General features: G+C 40.1%; 14 protein-coding genes and 2 pseudogenes. 10 read left to right on the top strand and 6 right to left on the bottom strand.

Features of this window, described 5'->3' with window-relative positions; translation table 11 throughout:
• Positions 1-34: 34 nt before the first annotated feature.
• A pseudogene (locus AC0L3Y_RS10680) lies at positions 35-709 on the top strand (PAS domain S-box protein); the annotation flags it as partial.
• 108 nt (positions 710-817) lie between these two features.
• Positions 818-1,255 (top strand): annotated as a pseudogene (locus AC0L3Y_RS10685) (methyl-accepting chemotaxis protein); the annotation flags it as partial.
• A gap of 80 nt (positions 1,256-1,335) precedes the next feature.
• On the opposite strand, the gene AC0L3Y_RS10690 reads toward AC0L3Y_RS10685, so the two are convergent.
• The 3 genes from AC0L3Y_RS10690 to fdhD all read right to left on the bottom strand — a co-directional run bounded on the left by AC0L3Y_RS10690 (position 1,336) and on the right by fdhD (position 4,813).
• A complete protein-coding gene (locus AC0L3Y_RS10690) occupies positions 1,336-1,464 on the bottom strand; it encodes a hypothetical protein (RefSeq protein WP_473462311.1) in 129 nt (42 codons plus the stop codon).
• A 122-nt stretch (positions 1,465-1,586) separates the two neighbouring features.
• Positions 1,587-3,929, bottom strand: a complete 2,343-nt coding sequence (locus tag AC0L3Y_RS10695; RefSeq protein WP_473462314.1) for an FdhF/YdeP family oxidoreductase — start codon at positions 3,927-3,929, stop codon at positions 1,587-1,589.
• A gap of 14 nt (positions 3,930-3,943) precedes the next feature.
• Entirely contained in the window at positions 3,944-4,813 is an 870-nt protein-coding gene (fdhD, locus tag AC0L3Y_RS10700) for a formate dehydrogenase accessory sulfurtransferase FdhD (RefSeq protein WP_473462319.1), read from the bottom strand.
• A 483-nt stretch (positions 4,814-5,296) separates the two neighbouring features.
• Here fdhD and AC0L3Y_RS10705 point away from each other — a divergent pair, with 483 nt between their 5' ends.
• Complete coding sequence (locus tag AC0L3Y_RS10705) at positions 5,297-6,598, top strand: peptidoglycan DD-metalloendopeptidase family protein (RefSeq protein ID WP_473462324.1); 1,302 nt, start codon at positions 5,297-5,299, stop codon at positions 6,596-6,598.
• A gap of 124 nt (positions 6,599-6,722) precedes the next feature.
• Here AC0L3Y_RS10705 and AC0L3Y_RS10710 read toward each other — a convergent pair whose 3' ends face one another.
• Both AC0L3Y_RS10710 and AC0L3Y_RS10715 read right to left on the bottom strand, forming a co-directional pair.
• A complete protein-coding gene (locus tag AC0L3Y_RS10710) occupies positions 6,723-8,861 on the bottom strand; it encodes a TRAP transporter permease (RefSeq protein WP_473462328.1) in 2,139 nt (712 codons plus the stop codon).
• Positions 8,862-8,944: 83 nt separating this feature from the next.
• Complete coding sequence (locus AC0L3Y_RS10715; RefSeq protein WP_473462332.1) at positions 8,945-9,973, bottom strand: TAXI family TRAP transporter solute-binding subunit; 1,029 nt, start codon at positions 9,971-9,973, stop codon at positions 8,945-8,947.
• Between the two features lie 276 nt (positions 9,974-10,249).
• Here AC0L3Y_RS10715 and AC0L3Y_RS10720 point away from each other — a divergent pair, with 276 nt between their 5' ends.
• From AC0L3Y_RS10720 to AC0L3Y_RS10735, 4 genes are all read left to right on the top strand, one after another.
• A complete protein-coding gene (locus AC0L3Y_RS10720; RefSeq protein ID WP_473462336.1) occupies positions 10,250-10,876 on the top strand; it encodes an HAD family hydrolase in 627 nt (208 codons plus the stop codon).
• A 112-nt stretch (positions 10,877-10,988) separates the two neighbouring features.
• The gene (locus AC0L3Y_RS10725) at positions 10,989-11,729 is read left to right on the top strand and encodes a class I SAM-dependent methyltransferase (RefSeq protein ID WP_473462340.1); all 741 of its coding nucleotides are present in this window, start codon (positions 10,989-10,991) and stop codon (positions 11,727-11,729) included.
• Positions 11,730-11,829: 100 nt separating this feature from the next.
• Positions 11,830-13,788, top strand: coding sequence for an acetate--CoA ligase (gene acs, locus AC0L3Y_RS10730; protein WP_473462343.1), 1,959 nt, complete (start codon positions 11,830-11,832; stop codon positions 13,786-13,788).
• Between the two features lie 27 nt (positions 13,789-13,815).
• On the top strand, positions 13,816-14,460 hold the full coding sequence (locus tag AC0L3Y_RS10735) for a LuxR C-terminal-related transcriptional regulator (protein ID WP_473462347.1): 645 nt from the start codon (positions 13,816-13,818) through the stop codon (positions 14,458-14,460).
• Here AC0L3Y_RS10735 and yidD read toward each other — a convergent pair whose 3' ends face one another.
• Entirely contained in the window at positions 14,461-14,709 is a 249-nt protein-coding gene (gene yidD / locus AC0L3Y_RS10740; RefSeq protein WP_473462352.1) for a membrane protein insertion efficiency factor YidD, read from the bottom strand.
• Between the two features lie 112 nt (positions 14,710-14,821).
• On the opposite strand from yidD, the gene AC0L3Y_RS10745 reads away from it, so the two are divergent.
• The 3 genes from AC0L3Y_RS10745 to AC0L3Y_RS10755 are packed head-to-tail and all read left to right on the top strand — an operon-like array spanning position 14,822 to position 18,651.
• Entirely contained in the window at positions 14,822-15,688 is an 867-nt protein-coding gene (locus AC0L3Y_RS10745; RefSeq protein ID WP_473462357.1) for a prephenate dehydratase, read from the top strand.
• A gap of 5 nt (positions 15,689-15,693) precedes the next feature.
• A complete protein-coding gene (locus AC0L3Y_RS10750) occupies positions 15,694-17,730 on the top strand; it encodes a TonB-dependent receptor plug domain-containing protein (protein ID WP_473462360.1) in 2,037 nt (678 codons plus the stop codon).
• Positions 17,731-17,748: 18 nt separating this feature from the next.
• A complete protein-coding gene (locus AC0L3Y_RS10755) occupies positions 17,749-18,651 on the top strand; it encodes a hypothetical protein (RefSeq protein ID WP_473462366.1) in 903 nt (300 codons plus the stop codon).
• The last annotated feature ends 24 nt before the right edge of the window (positions 18,652-18,675 follow it).

Consider the following 18,675-nt stretch of genomic DNA (forward strand, 5'->3'; position numbering starts at 1 on the left):
GGTTAGAGAAAGTTTAGAGCAAGAAATGCTGGTAATGAAGTTGAGCCCTGACGGTGTAATAAAATCGATTAATACAAAGTTTATGGATGAACTTGGCGTAAAAGAAGATTATCTTATTGGTAAAAAGCTGGCCGATCTCACTCCTTCTTATTCACGTCAAACTAACCATTACAAAGCTTTATTGAATGCACTGAAAGAGGAGAAACATTGGGCTGGTGCTATTGAAATTGAAAAAGAAAATGGTCAGGAAGTTTGGTTAAGGACTATTTTTCAACCAATATTGTCTGGCTCTACTAATCAAATTAAAGAGTTTTCCCTTCATTGCAATGATTTAACTCGAACCATAACAAGCTCTAGAGAAGATCAAAACATCATAGCGGCATTACAGCGATCTACTGCGGTGATTGAGTTTGATATGTCTGGTCATGTTTTAACGGCAAATGCGCTTTTTTTGAGTGGTATGGGTTATCAGCTGGATCAAATTAAAGGCAAGCACCATCGAATTTTTTGTGCAGAAGAAGAATACAAATCACCGGAATATTCCCTATTTTGGGAGAATTTGAATCAAGGCCAATTTGTTGCTGAGCGGTTTAAGAGATTCGATAGTCGAGGCAATATTGTGTGGCTTGAAGCTTCTTACAATCCCATATCTGATATACATGGTCGTCTTTATAAAGTAGTGAAGTTTGCCACTATTGTTACAGAGCAAGTGAGTCGAGAATCGGCGGTATCTGAAGCTGCAGACATCGCATTTAAAACTTCACAACAAACGGATAGCAGTGCTAAAAAGGGCAGTGAAGTCGTTAAAGAAACCGTGTCTGTGATGCATCAATTATCAGATCAAATGGCACAAGCTGCAGAAGGTATTTCTAAGCTTGATAAGCAGTCACAATTGGTTGGTTCTATTATTCAAAGTATTCAAGGTATTGCGGATCAAACAAACTTATTGGCTTTAAATGCTGCCATTGAAGCTGCACGAGCGGGTGAGCAAGGGCGAGGCTTTGCTGTTGTGGCAGATGAAGTGAGGCAGCTGGCATCGCGTACAAGTGAAGCAACGGAAGAAATTGTTGGTGTTGTATTACAGAATCAAGAACTTGCAGAAAAGGCTGTCGCTTTGATTAATAAAGGTAAAGAACAAGCAGAGCAGGGCTTGAGTTTATCGAATGAAGCGGGTGATGTGATTGTAGAAATTCAAGATGGTGCACAGCGAGTAGTTGATGCGGTAGGACAATTTTCCAATAAAATTGTGAACTAAATAATTAAAACTAGCAGTCATTATTTGTATTCAGGTGTGTCTGCTAGTTTACTTAAATAAATAAGATCAAAGCTTTGTATTTATAGCTTGTCTTGTTTTGACTCAGAGCAAATTTCAATAACCCGTTTACTACTAATGACTAAAAAGCTGCCAACAGTAATAGCTAAAGCAGTCAAAAGAAGAAAGTCTATTAATATAAAATCTTCCATAAATATTCCTTTTATTAAGATGTTTTTAATTATTATTCTATTCTTTATAAAAGCATAAATTGCTCAATTCGTCCATATTTCTTGAAAATTGAGCAATTTTCTTCGTTATCATCCTCTTTAAATCAAACTGCTGAAAAGCTAATGTTGTCGTTAGTTTCTTCGTAAGCTTCTAATTCAATTGCAATACTTTTTGATGTTGGTGTATTACTGAACTCACCTAGACTGTCTAATGGTACTAAGAGGTTGGTCTCAGGGTAGTAGGCTGCAATGTTGCCAGCTGGAATGCTATAAGGTACTAATTTGAAACCATTTATTTTCCGTTCTACGCCATCATCCCAAATAGATCGTAAACTAATACTTTGCCCTTCTTCAAAACCTAGGCGTTGTATATCTGCAGGGTTTATGAAAACTACTTTTCGTTCGCCTTTGATGCCTCGGTATCTATCATTCATACCATAGATTGTGGTGTTGTATTGATCATGTGATCGTAAGGTTTGAAGTATTAGTGTTTTATCAGATAACAAATCTTGTGTACGTTCTGGCAAAATTGATTTTGGTAATACATGATTATGTAAAATCGCTTTGCCTGCTGGCGTTTTCCAGTTTCGTTCTCTTGCACTGTTGCCAAGGTAAAAACCACCATCTTGTAAAATTCGTTGATTAAAGCCTTGGAAGCCTGGTACAACATCAGCGATATAACCTCGAATGATGTCGTAATCGCTTACCGCTTCCATCCAATCAATTGGAAATTTACCTAAAGTGGCCGCTGCCATTTCAGCAATAATAGCTGGCTCAGATTTTTGCTCGGAGCTTAATGGCTCCAATACACCCCCCGAAGCATGAATCATACTAAAGGAGTCTTCTACAGTGACTTTTTGCTGGCCTGTAGCTTGGTGGTCAACATCGGTACGACCAAGGCAAGGTAATATAATTGCTTCTTTGCCCATAATAAGGTGAGAGCGATTGAGCTTTGTACTGATTTGTACTGTGAGTTCACAGCGCTTAAGTGCTTCTTCTGTGGTTTGTGTGTCTGGTGTTGCTGCGGCAAAATTACCACCTAGAGCAATAAAAACACCGACGTTTCCATCTCGCATAGCTCGTATAGTATCAACCACAGCTAAACCATGACTTTGTGGTGGTGTGAAGTTGAAACGTTTTTCTATGGCATCCAAGAAGGCTTGAGAAGGGCGTTCATTAATGCCCATGGTTCGATCACCTTGTACGTTACTATGACCTCGAACTGGGCAAGCACCAGCGCCAGGTTTGCCTAAGTTTCCACGTAATGCCAATAGGTTTACTATTTCATGAATGGTTGGTACAGAATGGTGATGCTGGGTAATCCCCATTGCCCATGTAATGATGACACTTTCAGCCTTGGCATAGACCTTGGCAGTGTGAGTAATTTCTTCTTTAGTAAGGCCGGATTGTTCAAGAATATGTGACCAAGGCGTTTCTTTTACCTGTTGTAGATAAGCTTCTAAACCTTGTGTATGTTGTGCAATAAACTCGTGATCGAAAATGGCTTTGCCTTCTTGCTGAGCTTTTTCTTCCATATCGATCAGTACTTTGACGACACCACGAACGACGGCCATATCGCCACCAATTTTAGGGCAAAAATATCCTGTGTTAGTTGGTTGAGAACCATTGGTAAGCATTTCAATTGGATTTTGAGGGTTTTGAAAACGTTCTAATCCACGCTCCCGTAAAGTATTGAAACTTAATAATTGTCCGCCACGATGTACTACCTCTTTTAAGGTTTCTAACATACGAGGGTGATTGGTTCCAGGGTTTTGGCCAAACACAAAAACAGCATCTGCACGTTCAAAGTCTTCTATCTCGACTGTCCCTTTACCGATTCCTATACTGCTAGTTAAGGCATAACCACTGGCTTCATGGCACATATTTGAGCAATCTGGAAAGTTATTCGTGCCATAGGCGCGGGCAAATAGTTGATAAAGAAAGGCGGCTTCGTTACTGGCTCGTCCAGATGTATAAAAAGCGACATTGTCTGGATTATTCTGAGCCTTAAGTGTGTTTGCTATTTGTTTAAAGGCGTTTTCCCAAGAGATGCTTTCATAATGATCTGTTTCTGGATTGTAACGAAGCGGCTCTGTTAAACGTCCTTGGAATTCAAGAAAGTAGTCACTTTGTGATGCTAACCAAGAAACGCTGTGTTCTTTCATAAAGGCAGCATCAACTTTCTTGGATGTGGCTTCCCAGTTGACTGCTTTCGCACCATTTTCGCAGAAGCGTATCTTTGCTGGATCATGTTTTTCACCCCAAGCGCACCCTGGGCAATCGAATCCATGAGGCTGATTGGTTTTTAACAATGTATTAATATTACGGACAGCATTTTCACTTTTTAGCCAGTGTTCTGTTGTACTTTTTAGGGCGCCCCATCCACCAGCAGGCCCTTTGTACGGAGTATAAAAACGATTTGCTTTATTTATTGTTTTTTTGCTCATGAACGTTGTCCTCTTTATTCTGATGTGATGAAAGGTGCGAATACCCTTGGGGCATCTTTCTTAGGTAAATGAATCAATGTGAGCCCGTAATAGCGTGCTAGTTTTACCGCCAATGTGCTTGGTGATGCCAAATGTACAAGGCGAGATAAACCGACTCTGACAGCTTTCTGTACTAATTCCGTACTACACCGACTAGACATCAATACTGTGTGATTATGCAGATTAATATTGTGTTGCAGAGCATAGCCAATGATTTTATCGAGTGTGTTATGTCGACCTATATCTTCCATGCAACAAATTGCTTCATTTTGTGGTGACAATAACAAGGCTGCATGAATGGCACCTGTTTTGTTTCCCAGTACCTGATGTTCTGAAAGACGATGACGTAAAGGGATTAAGGCACTTTCAGTGATGGCTGAGCTTGGCGTTAATTTAGAAAGTGTTGGAATGGCTTGAGCTAAGGATTCTACACCACACAAACCACACCCAGTTGCACCAAGATGAGTTTGTTTTTTTTGTTTAAATAAAGCGAATCTACGAGGGCTGATATCTAGGTTAATACTAATACTATCTATACTTGGAGGTGTATTTGTATGTTGAATATTTATGTCTCGGATTTCGTTAAGGTGATCAATAATGCCTTCACTTAAAACAAAGCCGATGACAAAGGTTTCTAAATTAATGGGAGTCACCATCATCACAGCATAAGCAATGCCATTAATACTGATGGCCAAAGGTGTTTCTTCTACAAGGGGAGTGGATGATTCTAATTCTTTATGTAAGTTGTTCTGGGTATTATCAACCTGAACGTTTTCTTGGTTAGAAACGCTAGAATGGAATGTACTGTTCTGATAACCAGAAGACGAAATTGGCGAGTTCGACATGAGCTTGAATATAATCCATTAACAAGACATGCATTATACTACTTAGAGTAAACGTGAGCGTCCAATAGTTTTGTTTTGATGTTCTCTAATTAGAGAGGCGCGTAAAATAGCGTTGATTCATTTGTGTGTACTTAGTCGCGAAGTAAGATGAGTTTTTTGGTGATTATTTTCAATAAGTGAACTATTTCTTTAAGCATGAAAATACCGTATTCTACCGTCAAAATTCATTTTCCATCATTTTTTTGTATGGATTTTGTATAAAAATGTACATAAAAAAGTATGAAGTACAGATACTTGCATACCAATACTGGTAAAAGAAATGCATATATTACAAAGTATGGTTTTGTGTTTGTCGGAAGTTGAGTGCAGAGGTGTCGTGCACATTTCTTAGGTTCACCTTGAACCATTTTTTTGTTTAACGAGTTTTTTATTTATGCAGTTTATACAATTTCTCTCGCGTTTTGTGCCAACAGGACCGAGGGCTTGGTTGTCCTTAATCGTTGTCGTTTTTTTCTTTTGCTGTTTGTTTATCAGTCACTTGTTTCACCAACACATGAAATTAAAGACTATGTTCTTCCAAATGATAGTGATCTAGTTGTTAAGCCAAGAGCAAACTCCAATTCAGATGAAGATAATGACTATGCTTCTTTAGTAACAACGAACCCACTTCACAGTGTTGAGCAGGTTTCCATAGCACTTCCTTCTATCGATTATGTTGTTAAATCGGGTGATAGTTTAGCGAGAATATTTGCTCGTTTTGGATTGTCGAGAGAGTCCATGTATTCGGTACTGGAGGCGGACCAAGAGTATTTAGTTCTTGATCCTTTATTACCTGATGACAAATATACTTTTAAGCTTAATGAAAGTGGTGAATTGATAAAGTTAACTCGCCGTATTGATATCAGTAAAAGTGTGTCTTATGTACTACATGATAATGGTGGTTATAGCTACGAAGAAGATATTAAGCCGATTACCTATGAGCAAAGTGCTATTCATAGCAAGGTGGTGGGAAATTTTTATGTTTCAGCTAAGAAAGCGGGTTTATCAGATAATAATATTTTACTTATTCACGATGTTTTAAAAGGGCGAGTGGATTTCCGCAAAGATCTTCGAGCTAATGATGCTTTTGATGTGGTTGTAAAAAATGGCAGCATTGATGGGGTGAGAATTGGTGAAACACAATTAGAAGCATTGCAAATGACAGTGCAAGGTGAAACTTACCGTGCTTTCCTCCATTCTGATGGGCGCTTTTATGATCAAGACGGTAATAGCTTAACGCCAGCACTACGGCGCTGGCCGACACGCAAACACTACAGAATTAGCTCTTCTTTTAATGCTAATCGTTTGCACCCTATTACTGGTCGCCCAGCCCCTCATAATGGTGTTGATTTGGCAACTCCTATTGGAACAGAAGTGCTAGCAACTGGGGATGGTGTTGTGACTCGTGTGGAATCTCATAAGTATGCAGGTCGCTATATTGTTATGGATTATACGGGGCCTTATGGCGCACGCTTTTTACATTTGAGTAAGATACTGGTAAAAAAAGGTCAGCAAGTTAAACGTGGTCAGGTTATTGCGTTATCTGGCAATACAGGTCGTACGACAGGTGCGCATTTACATTATGAGCTGCATATTAGAGGTCGTCCAGTTAACCCCATGACAACAGATATACCAACCACCCAATCGATTTCAGAAGGTGATAAGGCTGAGTTTGATAAAAATGTTATTGACTGGGTGAACTTGATGGCAAAAAAAGATTTGCCGAGTGATAGTGAGAACGTTTAGAGGGTTAGAGGATGAATGGATTCATCTTGATGTATTCTTGCGATGTTTGATATTGATAATAAAAAGGCGTCTCTTAAGTAAAGAGACGCCTTTTTTGTTTAATTAAAAATCTAAAGGTTTTGTCTTACATACTCTTTTTATAAGTTTTATTACCTATGATGAACAAAGCAATAAAAAGAACTAAACCGATGCATTGAATCCAAAGATCTAAATTTGGCCATAGCATCATAATCGACGCAACAAGCATAAGAGCTCTTGGTGCAATAGAAAGTTTATCTTCTAAATACCCTTCCATAGCAGCAACCAGTGCATACATACCAAAGATAGCAAAGAAGGTAAGACGTAATAAGGTTTCAGGGTCTCCACCTATTAATGGGGTGTAAGCCATTAGCAGAGGGACAATATAAAGACCTTTCGCTAATTTCCATGCTGTCATACCCGTTAACATTGGTGGTGTTTTTGCAATTGCGGCCGCAGCAAAGGCGGTTAAACAGACAGGTGGTGTTACGTTACTGTCTTGTGATAACCAGAATATGATCATGTGAGCCGTTACCAAGATCATGGCAACACTTTGTGCGCCTAATGCTTGATCCATCAACATACCTTTAAAGTCGCTAGGTACCTGCGCTAATAACGCCTCAGCCTGTTCCATCGGCATGCCTTGTGCCAGCGTTGCAAGCGCAGAAGGATCAACCAACATGAAAACAGCGCTAGCTGCTTCAGGTAAGCTGCCAGATACCATCATTTCTAATAATTGGCTTTCGGCAATTAAGTTGAATAGTGCTGGAGCAGATAAAGTTCCAAGAACAATGTAGGACGCCGTTACAGGTAATCCCATTCCTAAAACCAAAGAAGCAATAGCGACTAATACGATCGTGAAGAATAAGCTTCCGCCAGCCCAATCAGTGATAAGCAATGAGAAAGTATTACCAACACCTGTTGTACTGATCACATTGACGACTAAGCCAATACCCACCAATAAAACCGCAGTGGTGGACATATTTTTCGCGCCTTGAGCCATAGCATCAACGATAGCGGCAGGTCCCATTCTGTGTTTTTTAGACAGAAAAGAAGCCGCTACAACAGAAATGATGCCCAGTCCAGCAGCGTAAGTTGGTGTAAAACCTTGAATTAATAGGGTGACCAAAATACCTAAGGGGATAACATGATGCCAACCTTCTTTAAGTACATCTGAAACTACGACGGCATCGTCACTTTCTGTTGCAATAACTTTGCTTCGTTTTGCTTCAACTCGAACGAAAAAGCCTACAGAAAGGAAGTATAAAAGTGCTGGAATGGCTGCGACACTAATGATTGTCACATAGGATACTTGCGTATAGGACGCCATAATAAAAGCACCAGCACCCATCACTGGAGGCATTAATTGACCACCGGTAGATGCCGCGGCTTCAATGCCTGCTGAAAAACGGGCAGGGAAGCCTGCTTTACGCATCAATGGAATGGTAATCACGCCAGTAGAAACCGTATTAGCAACAGAAGAGCCTGATACAGAACCCATTAAGCCTGATCCTAATACAGCAACAAAACCTGGCCCGCCAATCATCTTGCTAGCAAGAGAGCGAGATAGGTTAATAATAAAATCACCAGCGCCAGATTTAACGAGAAAGGCACCAAATAAAATAAACATGAAGACAAAGCTCCATGATATGCGAGAGATTGAGCCGAACATACCATCGGTACTGAAAAAGCTACGGTAGAGTAAAGTTTCAAGGCTTAAACCTGGGAAGTTAAAAATACCACCAAGCCATTTTCCCCATACCACAACATAAGACAGTGCAATGAGGATTAATAATGGGATAAACCAACCACTGGTTCGACGGATAAGTTCTAAAGACAATAAAACGGCTACACTGGAGACAACCCAGTCGGCATTATTAAATGTCACGCCTCTAGCATAAAGTGCATCTTCAAAAAAGATAATGTAAAGCACCATGCTGATAAGGCTGAGTACAAGTGCGCTGTCAAAAAACATCGCAACTTTGCTTTCGCGCCATTTTGGGTTGGCTGGAACGAGGAGTGCACATAAAGCACCAAAACCTGCAAAATGAAATGCTGAAACCCACAGCTCTGGCAAGGTTGCTATGGTGTTGATGTAAATATGAGCAATAGCCAAGAAAACCGATAAGGAAAATACCACACGATTTAACCATGTTCCCGAACGGTGTTTTGTTTCGAAATCTTCAAGGTTGATTTCTTGAAAATCTGTTGGTTGGGAGTCGGTTGGTTGTGATGAAGCAGTCATAGACAAGCTACCTTTATATGTACAAACGAATTGCGCAACAAAGCGCCGTACATTAGTACGACGCTATCGTTGGAGTAGAGGTGTTATTTTGCTATCAGGTGTGCCGGAATGTTAATACCTCTTTCGCGGTAATAACGTTCTGCGCCTGGGTGCAGAGGAACTGGAAGTCCTGCAATAGCTTTTTCAATAGACATTACAGACGTCGCTTTATGAATCGCACTTAAGTAAGTTAGGTTTTCATATAATGATTTAGTTAACTCATAAACATCGTCATCTGACATATCAGCACGAGATGCTAGGAAGTTAGGTTGAGCAACGGTATTGATTTCTTTTGTTTGGCCTGGATAAGTGTTTGCAGGAATGGTGTAACGTGTCCATAACTGGTAGTTACCGTTTGCTGCTTTCATTTGTTCGTCAGTGAAGTCTAGAACCTGCACCTTGTCGCCCATAGAAGCATACAGTCTAGTAACGGCACTTACAGGTACGCCAGCAGGTGTGTTCATGCCTTCAATGTTGCCATTTTGCATAGCGTCAGCACTGGCACCATAACCCATGTAAGCTAGGCTAAATTTATCAGGGTCGATGTTTAAGCCTTTAAGCTGTTGACGGCCTGAACCTTCTGTTCCCGAGTTTTTAGGCCCAATAGAGAACTTGTTGTTAGTACCTTCTAGGTTTTTCAAATCTGCAATAGTACCTGTTTTAACAAGATCAGACTTTAATACAAAGTGCTCTACGTTTTGCCATAGCATGGAGATTGAGCGTAATTCAGTTTGTTTACCAGAGCTTGCAACTGGACCTTCGCCGTTCCATGCCCAAGCTCCATAAAGGCCTTGCAGGATCGCAAATTGTGCTTGGTTTTCACGTAGTAGTTTAATGTTTTCGCCAGATCCTGCAGAACTGATGGCGGATACTGAGAAGCCAAACTTAGGTGCAAGTTTTACTTTACTCAATGTCGCGATAGCAACACCAACAGGGTAGTAAGTACCACCGGTTGATGCTGTTGCTAAGATGTAATTACGGTCATCAGCAGCCGATGCATTTGTTGCAGATAGGGCGATAGCTGCGGCTGTAGCTGTGGATAGAATGGTTTTAGTTAAAAATCCCAATTTCATATTATTTTTCTCCTAATTAGGGTGTTGGTCTAATAACTTATAGCGATTATCATGCCAATTAATTATCCCATTGATTTATATGGATTTTATTTAGATCTATACATTTTTTCCTTTTTTTTACATATATGCGCCATTTATTGCTTATGGTTACTGTGCTTGTATAGGCAAAAAGTAGCTTATGATAAAAGTGAGTAAAAACGACGATTAACATGCTATTTTATGGAATACGGCTTTTTATATGAGCGAAATATTGCCGATGGCTAAGGTGAATGAATTATGGAACAGAATCATCCTATTTGCGTTGTATTATTTGATTTAGGGAATGTTTTAGTTGATTTGGGTGATGTATCCGAAATGCATGCCATGTTGAATACTCAAGGGGAAGAGTCTGAGGTTTGGCTCAAGTGGTTACAATCCCCTACAGTGGCTGCATTTGATTCCGGTAAAATCTCTTTCGATGATTTTGCGGTTGGCTTATTAAAAGAAGTTGGTAGTGATACTGATAAAGAGGTATTTAAAGAAACCTTTAAAGCATGGCCAAGAGGTTTGTTCGCCGGTGCATTAGAATTGGTTGATTCTGTAAGGCCTGAATATCACCGAGCTATCTTATCGAATACCAATTCTGCCCATTGGCCCAGATTAATGGGCGAAATGGGGCTTGCTGGTAAGTTTCACAGCTATTATGCATCGCATCTAGTTGGGTTGGTAAAACCAGAAAAAGGAATTTATCAGCATATTATCAAACAACTGCAGGTATCACCCGAAAGTATCTTGTTTATTGATGATAATCAGGTAAATATTGATACCGCTATTTCTTTAGGTATGCAGGCCCATAGAGTAAAAGGTGTCGATGAAGCGCGTGATGTTTTACATCAATATGGCGTATTGTCTGAAGCACTTTAAATACTGAAGTAGTGTAGATAAAACGGCTCTTAATCATGATTAAACTATTAGTTATTGGGCTACTAGTTTTTGTACTACTAAGGTGTTTATGTCACTTAATTCAGAGGTTTTAATGCGTACTTTTGATGGGCACTCTTCGACAATTTATTCTCGTACGAGACCTATGTATCCAGCCGAGCTTTATTACTGGTTGTCTCAACAAGTTCCTTCATCAAGCACCGTCTGGGATTGTGCTTGTGGAACGGGGCAAGCTTCTGTTGATCTTGCGACTTACTTTGATCGTGTAGAGGCTTCAGACATTAGTGCGTCACAAGTAACGGCGGCGACGCCCCATCGCAAAGTACACTATCAAGTATTTCCTGCTGAAGAAACCAATTACCCCGATAATCATTTTGATATGGTTTGTGTTGCCCATGCACTTCATTGGTTTGATTTAGAGGCTTTTTGGAAAGAAGTTCGTCGAGTATTAAAACCTGGCGGTATTTTTGTCTGTTGGGGATATAACTGGCTAGAAATTGGGGAAGCAGAGAATAAAGTGATCACGGAATATGTCTTGTCAGAGCTTGATACTTATTGGCCTATTCAGAGCTTATTACTTCGTAACCAGTATCGAGATATTGAATTGCCTTTTGAACCAATAAAAGTACCAGAGTTTGAGCTGTCCTGTTATTGGTCTGTGACTCAAACACTTGATTTTATTCGAAGTTGGTCTGCTTCTCAATTGCGAATACAGGAGAAGGGTGATGACTTTTTAACTAAAGCATTACCTATTTTACAGACGGCTTGGTCTGAACCGACAAAGAAACAAGAAGTACGTTTGCCCTTTTTTGTAAAAGCAGGGCGAATGTCATGAGCGGCTTTTTTTCATAAGACTAAAGTGGAATAGATTGGTCTGCTTAGCGGGTTATAGTAGTTATTGCATCCGAATAACAAATTTAACAATGGAGCGGGTTATGAAGTCATTATATAGCGCAACCTCAAATGAGGCGGCAAAAAACGCCAATGTAAGTCAAGCAGAATTTGAAAAACGCTATCAGGAATCGATTGAGAGCCCAGATGAATTTTGGGGTAAAGAAGGGAAGCGTTTAGATTGGTTTAAGCCTTATACAAAGGTAAAAAATACCTCATTCCAACGAGGCAATGTTGATATTAAATGGTTCGAAGACGGTGAGCTGAATGTGGCTTATAACTGTATTGATCGACATTTAGCGGATCATGCCAATAAAGTGGCGTATTACTGTGAAGGCGACGCCGAAAGCAGTGAGAAAACTGCCATTACTTACCAAAACCTACATGATGAAGTTGGCCGTTTGGCGAACCTTTTGAAACGTCAAGGCGTTAAAAAAGGTGATCGTGTTGCCATCTACATGCCAATGATACCTCAAGCCGTTTACAGTATGTTGGCTTGTGCTCGAATCGGTGCTATCCATTCCGTTATATTTGGTGGCTTCTCTGCTCACGCTATTGCCGACCGTTTAAATGATTGCAAGGTGAAGTTGGTTATTACCGCCGATGAAGGTCGCCGTGCAGGTAATACAATTCCTCTTAAACATAATGTTGATCTAGCCTTAGAAAACAATGCTTGTCCATCTGTTGAGACTGTATTGGTTTATCGTTATACCCAGAAAGACACCCCTTGGTTTGATGGCCGTGATTTAGATTGGGTTTCTGCTGTTGAAAATGAAAGTACAGATTGTCCTGCCGAGCCAATGAATGCAGAAGATCCATTGTTTATTTTGTACACCTCTGGCTCTACAGGTAAGCCAAAAGGTGTTGTGCATACTACCGGTGGTTATTTGGTTTATGCATCAGTGACGCATGAGCTAGTATTTGATCTTAAACCTGACGATGTATATTGGTGTGCAGCTGATGTTGGCTGGATCACTGGCCATAGTTACATGGTGTACGGACCTTTGGCTAATGCTGCGACGAGCATTTTATTTGAAGGTGTACCGACGTATCCGGATTCAGGTCGAATAGGTCGTGTTGTTGATAAATTCGGTGTGACAATTTTATATACGGCGCCAACAGCGATTCGCGCTTTGATGTCTAAGGGTGATGAAGCTACTCGCTCTAGTAATCGCGATTCATTGCGTATTTTAGGTAGTGTTGGTGAGCCAATTAACCCAGAAGCATGGTCTTGGTATTACAGTGAAATCGGTAAATCCTCTTGCCCTGTAGTAGATACTTGGTGGCAAACCGAAACGGGTGGCATGATGATGACACCACGTATTGTTCAAGGTGATATTAAACCTGGTTCTTGTACTGGCCCTCTATTTGGTGTGCAGCCTGCGCTGGTGGATGCTCAAGGTGTTTTACTTGATGCTCAGGGTGTACAAGTTGATGGTGGATTGGTCATTACGGATTCTTGGCCTGGTCAAGCTCGTACTGTGTATGGTGATCATGAACGTTTTGAGCAAACCTATTTTAGTACTTTCGATGGCATGTATTTCACGGGTGACGGCGCATCAAGAGATGCTGATGGTCATTATTGGATTACAGGTCGTATGGATGATGTACTAAACGTTTCGGGTCACCGTCTTGGTACGGCAGAAATTGAAAGCGCATTAGTAGCCCACCCTTCTGTCGCAGAAGCTGCGATTGTTGGTTATCCTCACGATATTAAAGGGCAAGGCATTTATGTTTATGTCAGTGCCATAGCGGGAGTGACGCCAGATGAAGAGCTTACTAAGTCATTGAAACAGTTTGTTCGTCAGGAAATTGGTCCAATTGCTACACCTGATTTAATTCAGTGGGCAAGTAAAGGATTACCAAAAACACGCTCAGGCAAGATCATGCGTCGTATATTGCGGAAGATTGCGTCTAACGAACATGATCAATTAGGTGACACAAGTACCTTAGCTGATCCAAGTGTGGTTGATGATTTGATCGAAAACCGTTTAAATGTGTGAAGGTTTACACATTTAAAAGGATAGACAGTGATTTCACTTGTTATCGCAGATGATCATCCTCTGTTCCGTAGTGCGCTAAACGGCGCATTACAGGCAGAAATTAAAGATATTGTTATCGTCGAGTCCCATGATTTGGACTCGACTTTACAATGTTTGCAGAATATAAATGATCTTGATTTGCTATTACTGGACTTAAATATGCCTGGTAGTGGTGAGTTATACGGATTAATTAGAATCCGAAAAGACTTCCCTGATGTGCCCGTTGCGGTTATTTCTGGAAGTGAAGACATTGCTATGGTTGCAAAAGTTATTGACGCAGGGGCATTGGGTTTTATTCCTAAAACCAGCGAACCAACTGTGTATGTACAGGCCATTCATTCGATCTTAGCAGGAGATATTTGGCTTCCGGAAGATCTTAAAAAAGAAGTAGCTAACCAACCTAAACCTGATTTATCTATGCAGAATAAGGTGGCAGAGCTAACCCCTCAGCAATATAAAGTGCTTTGTTATCTTCATGAAGGGCTATTGAATAAGCAAATTGCTTATGAGCTTTCTATTTCTGAAGCTACGGTAAAAGCGCATATCACTGCAATATTTCGAAAGTTAGGTATTAATAACAGAACGCAGGCGGTATTAGTCGCCAGTGATTTGAAGTTACATATGACAACCTAATTAGGATTTTTCTTCATTTTTTGTTTTGCAATCACATGGTGGAACGGGATCTAAACCACCTTCATGCCATGGGTGGCATTTCAATAACCTTTTCATGCCCAAATATACACCCTTAATTATACCTTTTTGCTCAATAGCTTGAATCATATAGTGCGAGCAGCTTGGATAAAAACGACAGTTCTGACCTAATAATGGGCTAACAAGAAACTGGTAGCCTTTTACAATTAATATAAATAACGATTTCATCATAAGAGTTCTGTGTCTAATTGGCTGTTTTTTGCTTATCAAGTAAGCATTTCGGTGTATATCATCACGTCTATTTGTTACTGTAAACGGAATATATCATAGAACCGATTTTAATATGCCAGAGCAATATCTAACACTTGATGGGACGCAGGTCGTTGCTTATCAAGGAGAGCCCAGTGCTTATTCGCACCTGGCCTGTAAACATACCTTTCCTGATTGGACTAGCGTTAATTGCGCAACCTTTTTCGATGCCTTGCAAATGGTGGAAAGAGGTGATGCTTATTACGCTATGATTCCGGTTGAAAACTCTACAGCGGGCCGAGTGGAAGAGATTTATCGAGAGTTAAAGCGTACTCAGCTTTATGTGGTTAAAGAGCATTTTGAGCCAGTTAATCATTGTCTTATTGCGCGTCATACTATGACTCTAGATCAAATTACTCGGATCGGTAGTCACCCTCAGGCGCTGGCTCAATGTGATGGTAATATCAAAGTATTGGGTGCGAAAAGCCAAGCTATGTATGATACTGCTGGGGCTGCAAAACACATTGCTGAATTTGAAGAGCCTGGTTTAGCTGTTATTTCTTCTGAGCTTGCTGCTGAACTTTATGGTCTTAACGTTCTTAAAACCTTTTTTAACGATACCCTAGGCAATACCACGCGATTCTTAGTTTTTTCTAAGCAGCAAAAAATGCCTATGTTTGAAGAGGAGCAAATCTACATTACGTCTTTCATGTTTCGTGTTCGCAATATTCCTGCTGCACTATATAAGGCTATGGGAGGCTTTGCGACCCAAGGTATTAATATGCTTAAGCTGGAAAGTTACATGGTTAATGGCAACTTTACGGCGACACAGTTTTATGTGGATGTAGAAGCTCACTTTCAATCCTCGGCTATGCAGGCTGCGCTTGAAGAGTTACGTTTTTTTTCAGAAGAGGTGCGTATATTAGGGACTTACCTTGCGGATGATTATAGGCTGAAATAACCGTTATGATTCGTTGGTTGAGTACCGCTTCTTTGTTGTGTTTTAGTCTAAATGTTTTAGCTGACACCGATGCTATATTATCTGATTTATCTCTTGTGGATGATGGCTTTTCAGATGATTCGTTTTCAACGCTAAATGAGTACGGCGATGTTTTTGACGACATACCCGTGGTTGTTACCCCGTCTAAAATAGCTCAACCAAGAGTGGATGTGTCTTCGTCCTTGTCTGTCTTGGATGGTGATTTTATTCGACGTATTAATATGCAATACGTAGAAGACTTACTGCAATTTGTCCCCGGTTTTTCTGTTGTTCCTTATTATTCTTCCAGTCAAAAAGAAGCGTCTTATCATGGTACGGAGCTAGATAAATATCGCCGAATCCAAGTTTTGGTTAATGGCCGCTCTGTTTATAGTGCTGGTTTAGCTCGTGTTGAATGGACAAGTTTACCTTTAAGTATTGAAGATATTGCACGGGTTGAGGTGAATCGAGGCCCTAATGCTTCTAGTTATGGCATTAACTCTTTTTTCGCTGTAGTAAATATTATTACTCGATCTCCATTAGAAACGTTAGGGGATAGCATAACTGCTTATTCAAGTAGTCGAGGAGATTATCGGCTATATGGCCAGCATAGCGGTATCAATAATGATTGGAGCTATCGTGCATCGGCATCTACAAATTCTATCAGTGGTTTTGATGAATCTTCCGATGGTAGCGAACGTCATGATGGTCATGGTGCAACCATGGGGAATGTGTTTCTTCAAAAAGAAACCGCGACCAGTTTTTTCGACTTGGATATAGGTGCAAGTAGGTTAGAAGCCAATATTGAACCTGAAAATTCGTACGGAGACGCTGGAACCTATGATACGAATAAGCCAGTTAAAACTACGGAACGAGAGCATATTAAATTTGGTTATACTAAACAAATTTCTGCAAGCCATGAATTGAAACTACAATATTATTATGACCAATTCGAATCCAATGAGCAGCATGACGTCATACTAAGCTCTGCTTTTTATACTGGTGTTTTTGGTGGTTCTAGCACGAAGAGTGTTAATCGGTCCTATGATATTGATTTGCTAGAAAAGCGTCAGGATATTGAACTGCAAAGTACATGGGAGGCCACAGAAAAACTGCGTTTAATTTCCGCGATTGGTTATCGCTATGACGAGGCTGAGTCGGAACATTACTTATCGGGTGCTGGTGATGATGAGATATCCCGAATGTCTTCTAATATGGAGTACAGGATAGACGATAAGTGGGTCATTAATACGGGAGTAATGCTAGAGCACAGTAAAAACTCAGGTACGTTCTTGTCTCCAAAATTAGGCGTGACCTATAAGTTATCTGAACAAGAATCCATACGTTTCAATACCTCACAGGCTGTCCGTACGCCTGACATATCAGATAAATACTTCAATTGGCATTATGTTTTATCCTCCGGTGAAAGTTCTCCTTCAACCTATGCTGATGAAGGGGAGGAAGAAGAAACCGTTACCTCTTATGAGATAGGTTATTACCATTACTGGCCAAAAAATGGTTTGTCCTTTGATGTTAGGCTTTACCATGATGAAGTCAGTGATATGGTGATTAGCAAGAAAAACTTCACTTCACTTGGAGGGGATAAGCCCATTGAGGAAGGCATCACGGAAGATGTAACTATCAATGGTCTTGAGGTTGAACTGGATTGGCGCTTTCGATCTGGGGCTATGACTCGATTTACCTACGCTTATCAAGACACTCAAACTGAAGACTCGACTCTTTTGAGAGTTACTGTTCCGGTTATGATGTCATTTTTTTACAGTGTTCCATTAACAGAGCAATGGTCATCTCAAAGTTATTATTGGTATGGAAAAGAGTTAGCGGGAAAAGATTACGAATTATTTAATACTTGGCTTTCTTATCAGCTATCTTTAGGAGGTTATAGGAAGGCAACCATTGGTGTGGGGGTTGAAAAGCGTTTGGATGATAACGCTCTTGTCACATCGAATAATAATTTTAGTGAGGATATGTTTACTTATGTCTTCACTAACATCACTTTCTAACTTGGATGGTATAGAAACGTGAAAAGAATTTGTCTCGCTATATTCTTGATGCTGGCTTCAGTGTGTGTACCAGCTTCTGTGTATGTCATACATGATACTGAAGAGAGTTCGGTACGATCTTTTACATTTCAACTGTCTAAAAAGTTACCAGTTAATACCGATATATTGCCTGTCCGTTATACTTTTTTTGAAGCTCTTTTTTCATATCTGACAAAAAATGATGTTATGGTCACCATAGGTCTAGATAGCTTTCGTGAAGCGTGTTTGTCAGCTTCAGGAGGCGTAATTATTGGGATGTTTATTGGCAAAGAAGAATATTTACATCTTCAGTCACAATGTGTTGTTCCAACTACTGCTATCTTCTCTGGTGGGCCTCTAGATAAACGTTTGAATTTGTTGAAACATATTTGGTTTGATACTAAGCCGCTTTCCGTAATTTATAGTGATCATCTTCAAATGGATAAAGTGGCCATGATGGAAGATGCGGCTCAATATGGTTTTGAACTGCAATTTCTAGAAACTAAGACAGATCGTGTATCCGTTTTAAAATCTGTAAACTTTGCATTAGAAAATTCTGAAATAATTTTTTCATTGGTTGATTCTGAAATGTACAGGCATGGCGTGGTTCAAGATGTACTTCGCTTACTTTTCCATAAGCAGCAAGTTATGATAGGGCCGTCAGCGGCATTTGTTCGTGCTGGATCTTTGTTGGCAATCTATTCAACCAGTGAAGAAAAATTAAGCACACTGGCTGAATATGTTGAAGAGTGGCAAAGGAGTGGCCTCCTTAAAGAGGCTGCTTATCCGGATAGCTTAAGTGTACGTTTTAATCCTTATCTAATTAAATCCCATGGTATTGTCCTGCCGTCAGCTTCCTATTTAAAAGATCAATATGATCTGTGTTCTGATAAACAGTGTTAAACTCCAAATAGGAAAAGATTTTAT

This window comes from Marinomonas sp. GJ51-14, assembly GCF_055808695.1.

What these genes read in the sequence shown, in the direction of transcription:
- AC0L3Y_RS10690 (WP_473462311.1), bottom strand. Translation starts at nt 1,464, where the DNA reads ATGGAAGATTTTATATTAATAGACTTTCTTCTTTTGACTGCTTTAGCT.
- AC0L3Y_RS10695 (WP_473462314.1), bottom strand. Translation starts at nt 3,929, where the DNA reads ATGAGCAAAAAAACAATAAATAAAGCAAATCGTTTTTATACTCCGTAC.
- fdhD (WP_473462319.1), bottom strand. Translation starts at nt 4,813, where the DNA reads ATGTCGAACTCGCCAATTTCGTCTTCTGGTTATCAGAACAGTACATTC.
- AC0L3Y_RS10710 (WP_473462328.1), bottom strand. Translation starts at nt 8,861, where the DNA reads ATGACTGCTTCATCACAACCAACCGACTCCCAACCAACAGATTTTCAA.
- AC0L3Y_RS10715 (WP_473462332.1), bottom strand. Translation starts at nt 9,973, where the DNA reads ATGAAATTGGGATTTTTAACTAAAACCATTCTATCCACAGCTACAGCC.
- AC0L3Y_RS10720 (WP_473462336.1), top strand. Translation starts at nt 10,250, where the DNA reads ATGGAACAGAATCATCCTATTTGCGTTGTATTATTTGATTTAGGGAAT.
- AC0L3Y_RS10725 (WP_473462340.1), top strand. Translation starts at nt 10,989, where the DNA reads ATGCGTACTTTTGATGGGCACTCTTCGACAATTTATTCTCGTACGAGA.
- acs (WP_473462343.1), top strand. Translation starts at nt 11,830, where the DNA reads ATGAAGTCATTATATAGCGCAACCTCAAATGAGGCGGCAAAAAACGCC.
- yidD (WP_473462352.1), bottom strand. Translation starts at nt 14,709, where the DNA reads ATGATGAAATCGTTATTTATATTAATTGTAAAAGGCTACCAGTTTCTT.
- AC0L3Y_RS10745 (WP_473462357.1), top strand. Translation starts at nt 14,822, where the DNA reads ATGCCAGAGCAATATCTAACACTTGATGGGACGCAGGTCGTTGCTTAT.
- AC0L3Y_RS10750 (WP_473462360.1), top strand. Translation starts at nt 15,694, where the DNA reads ATGATTCGTTGGTTGAGTACCGCTTCTTTGTTGTGTTTTAGTCTAAAT.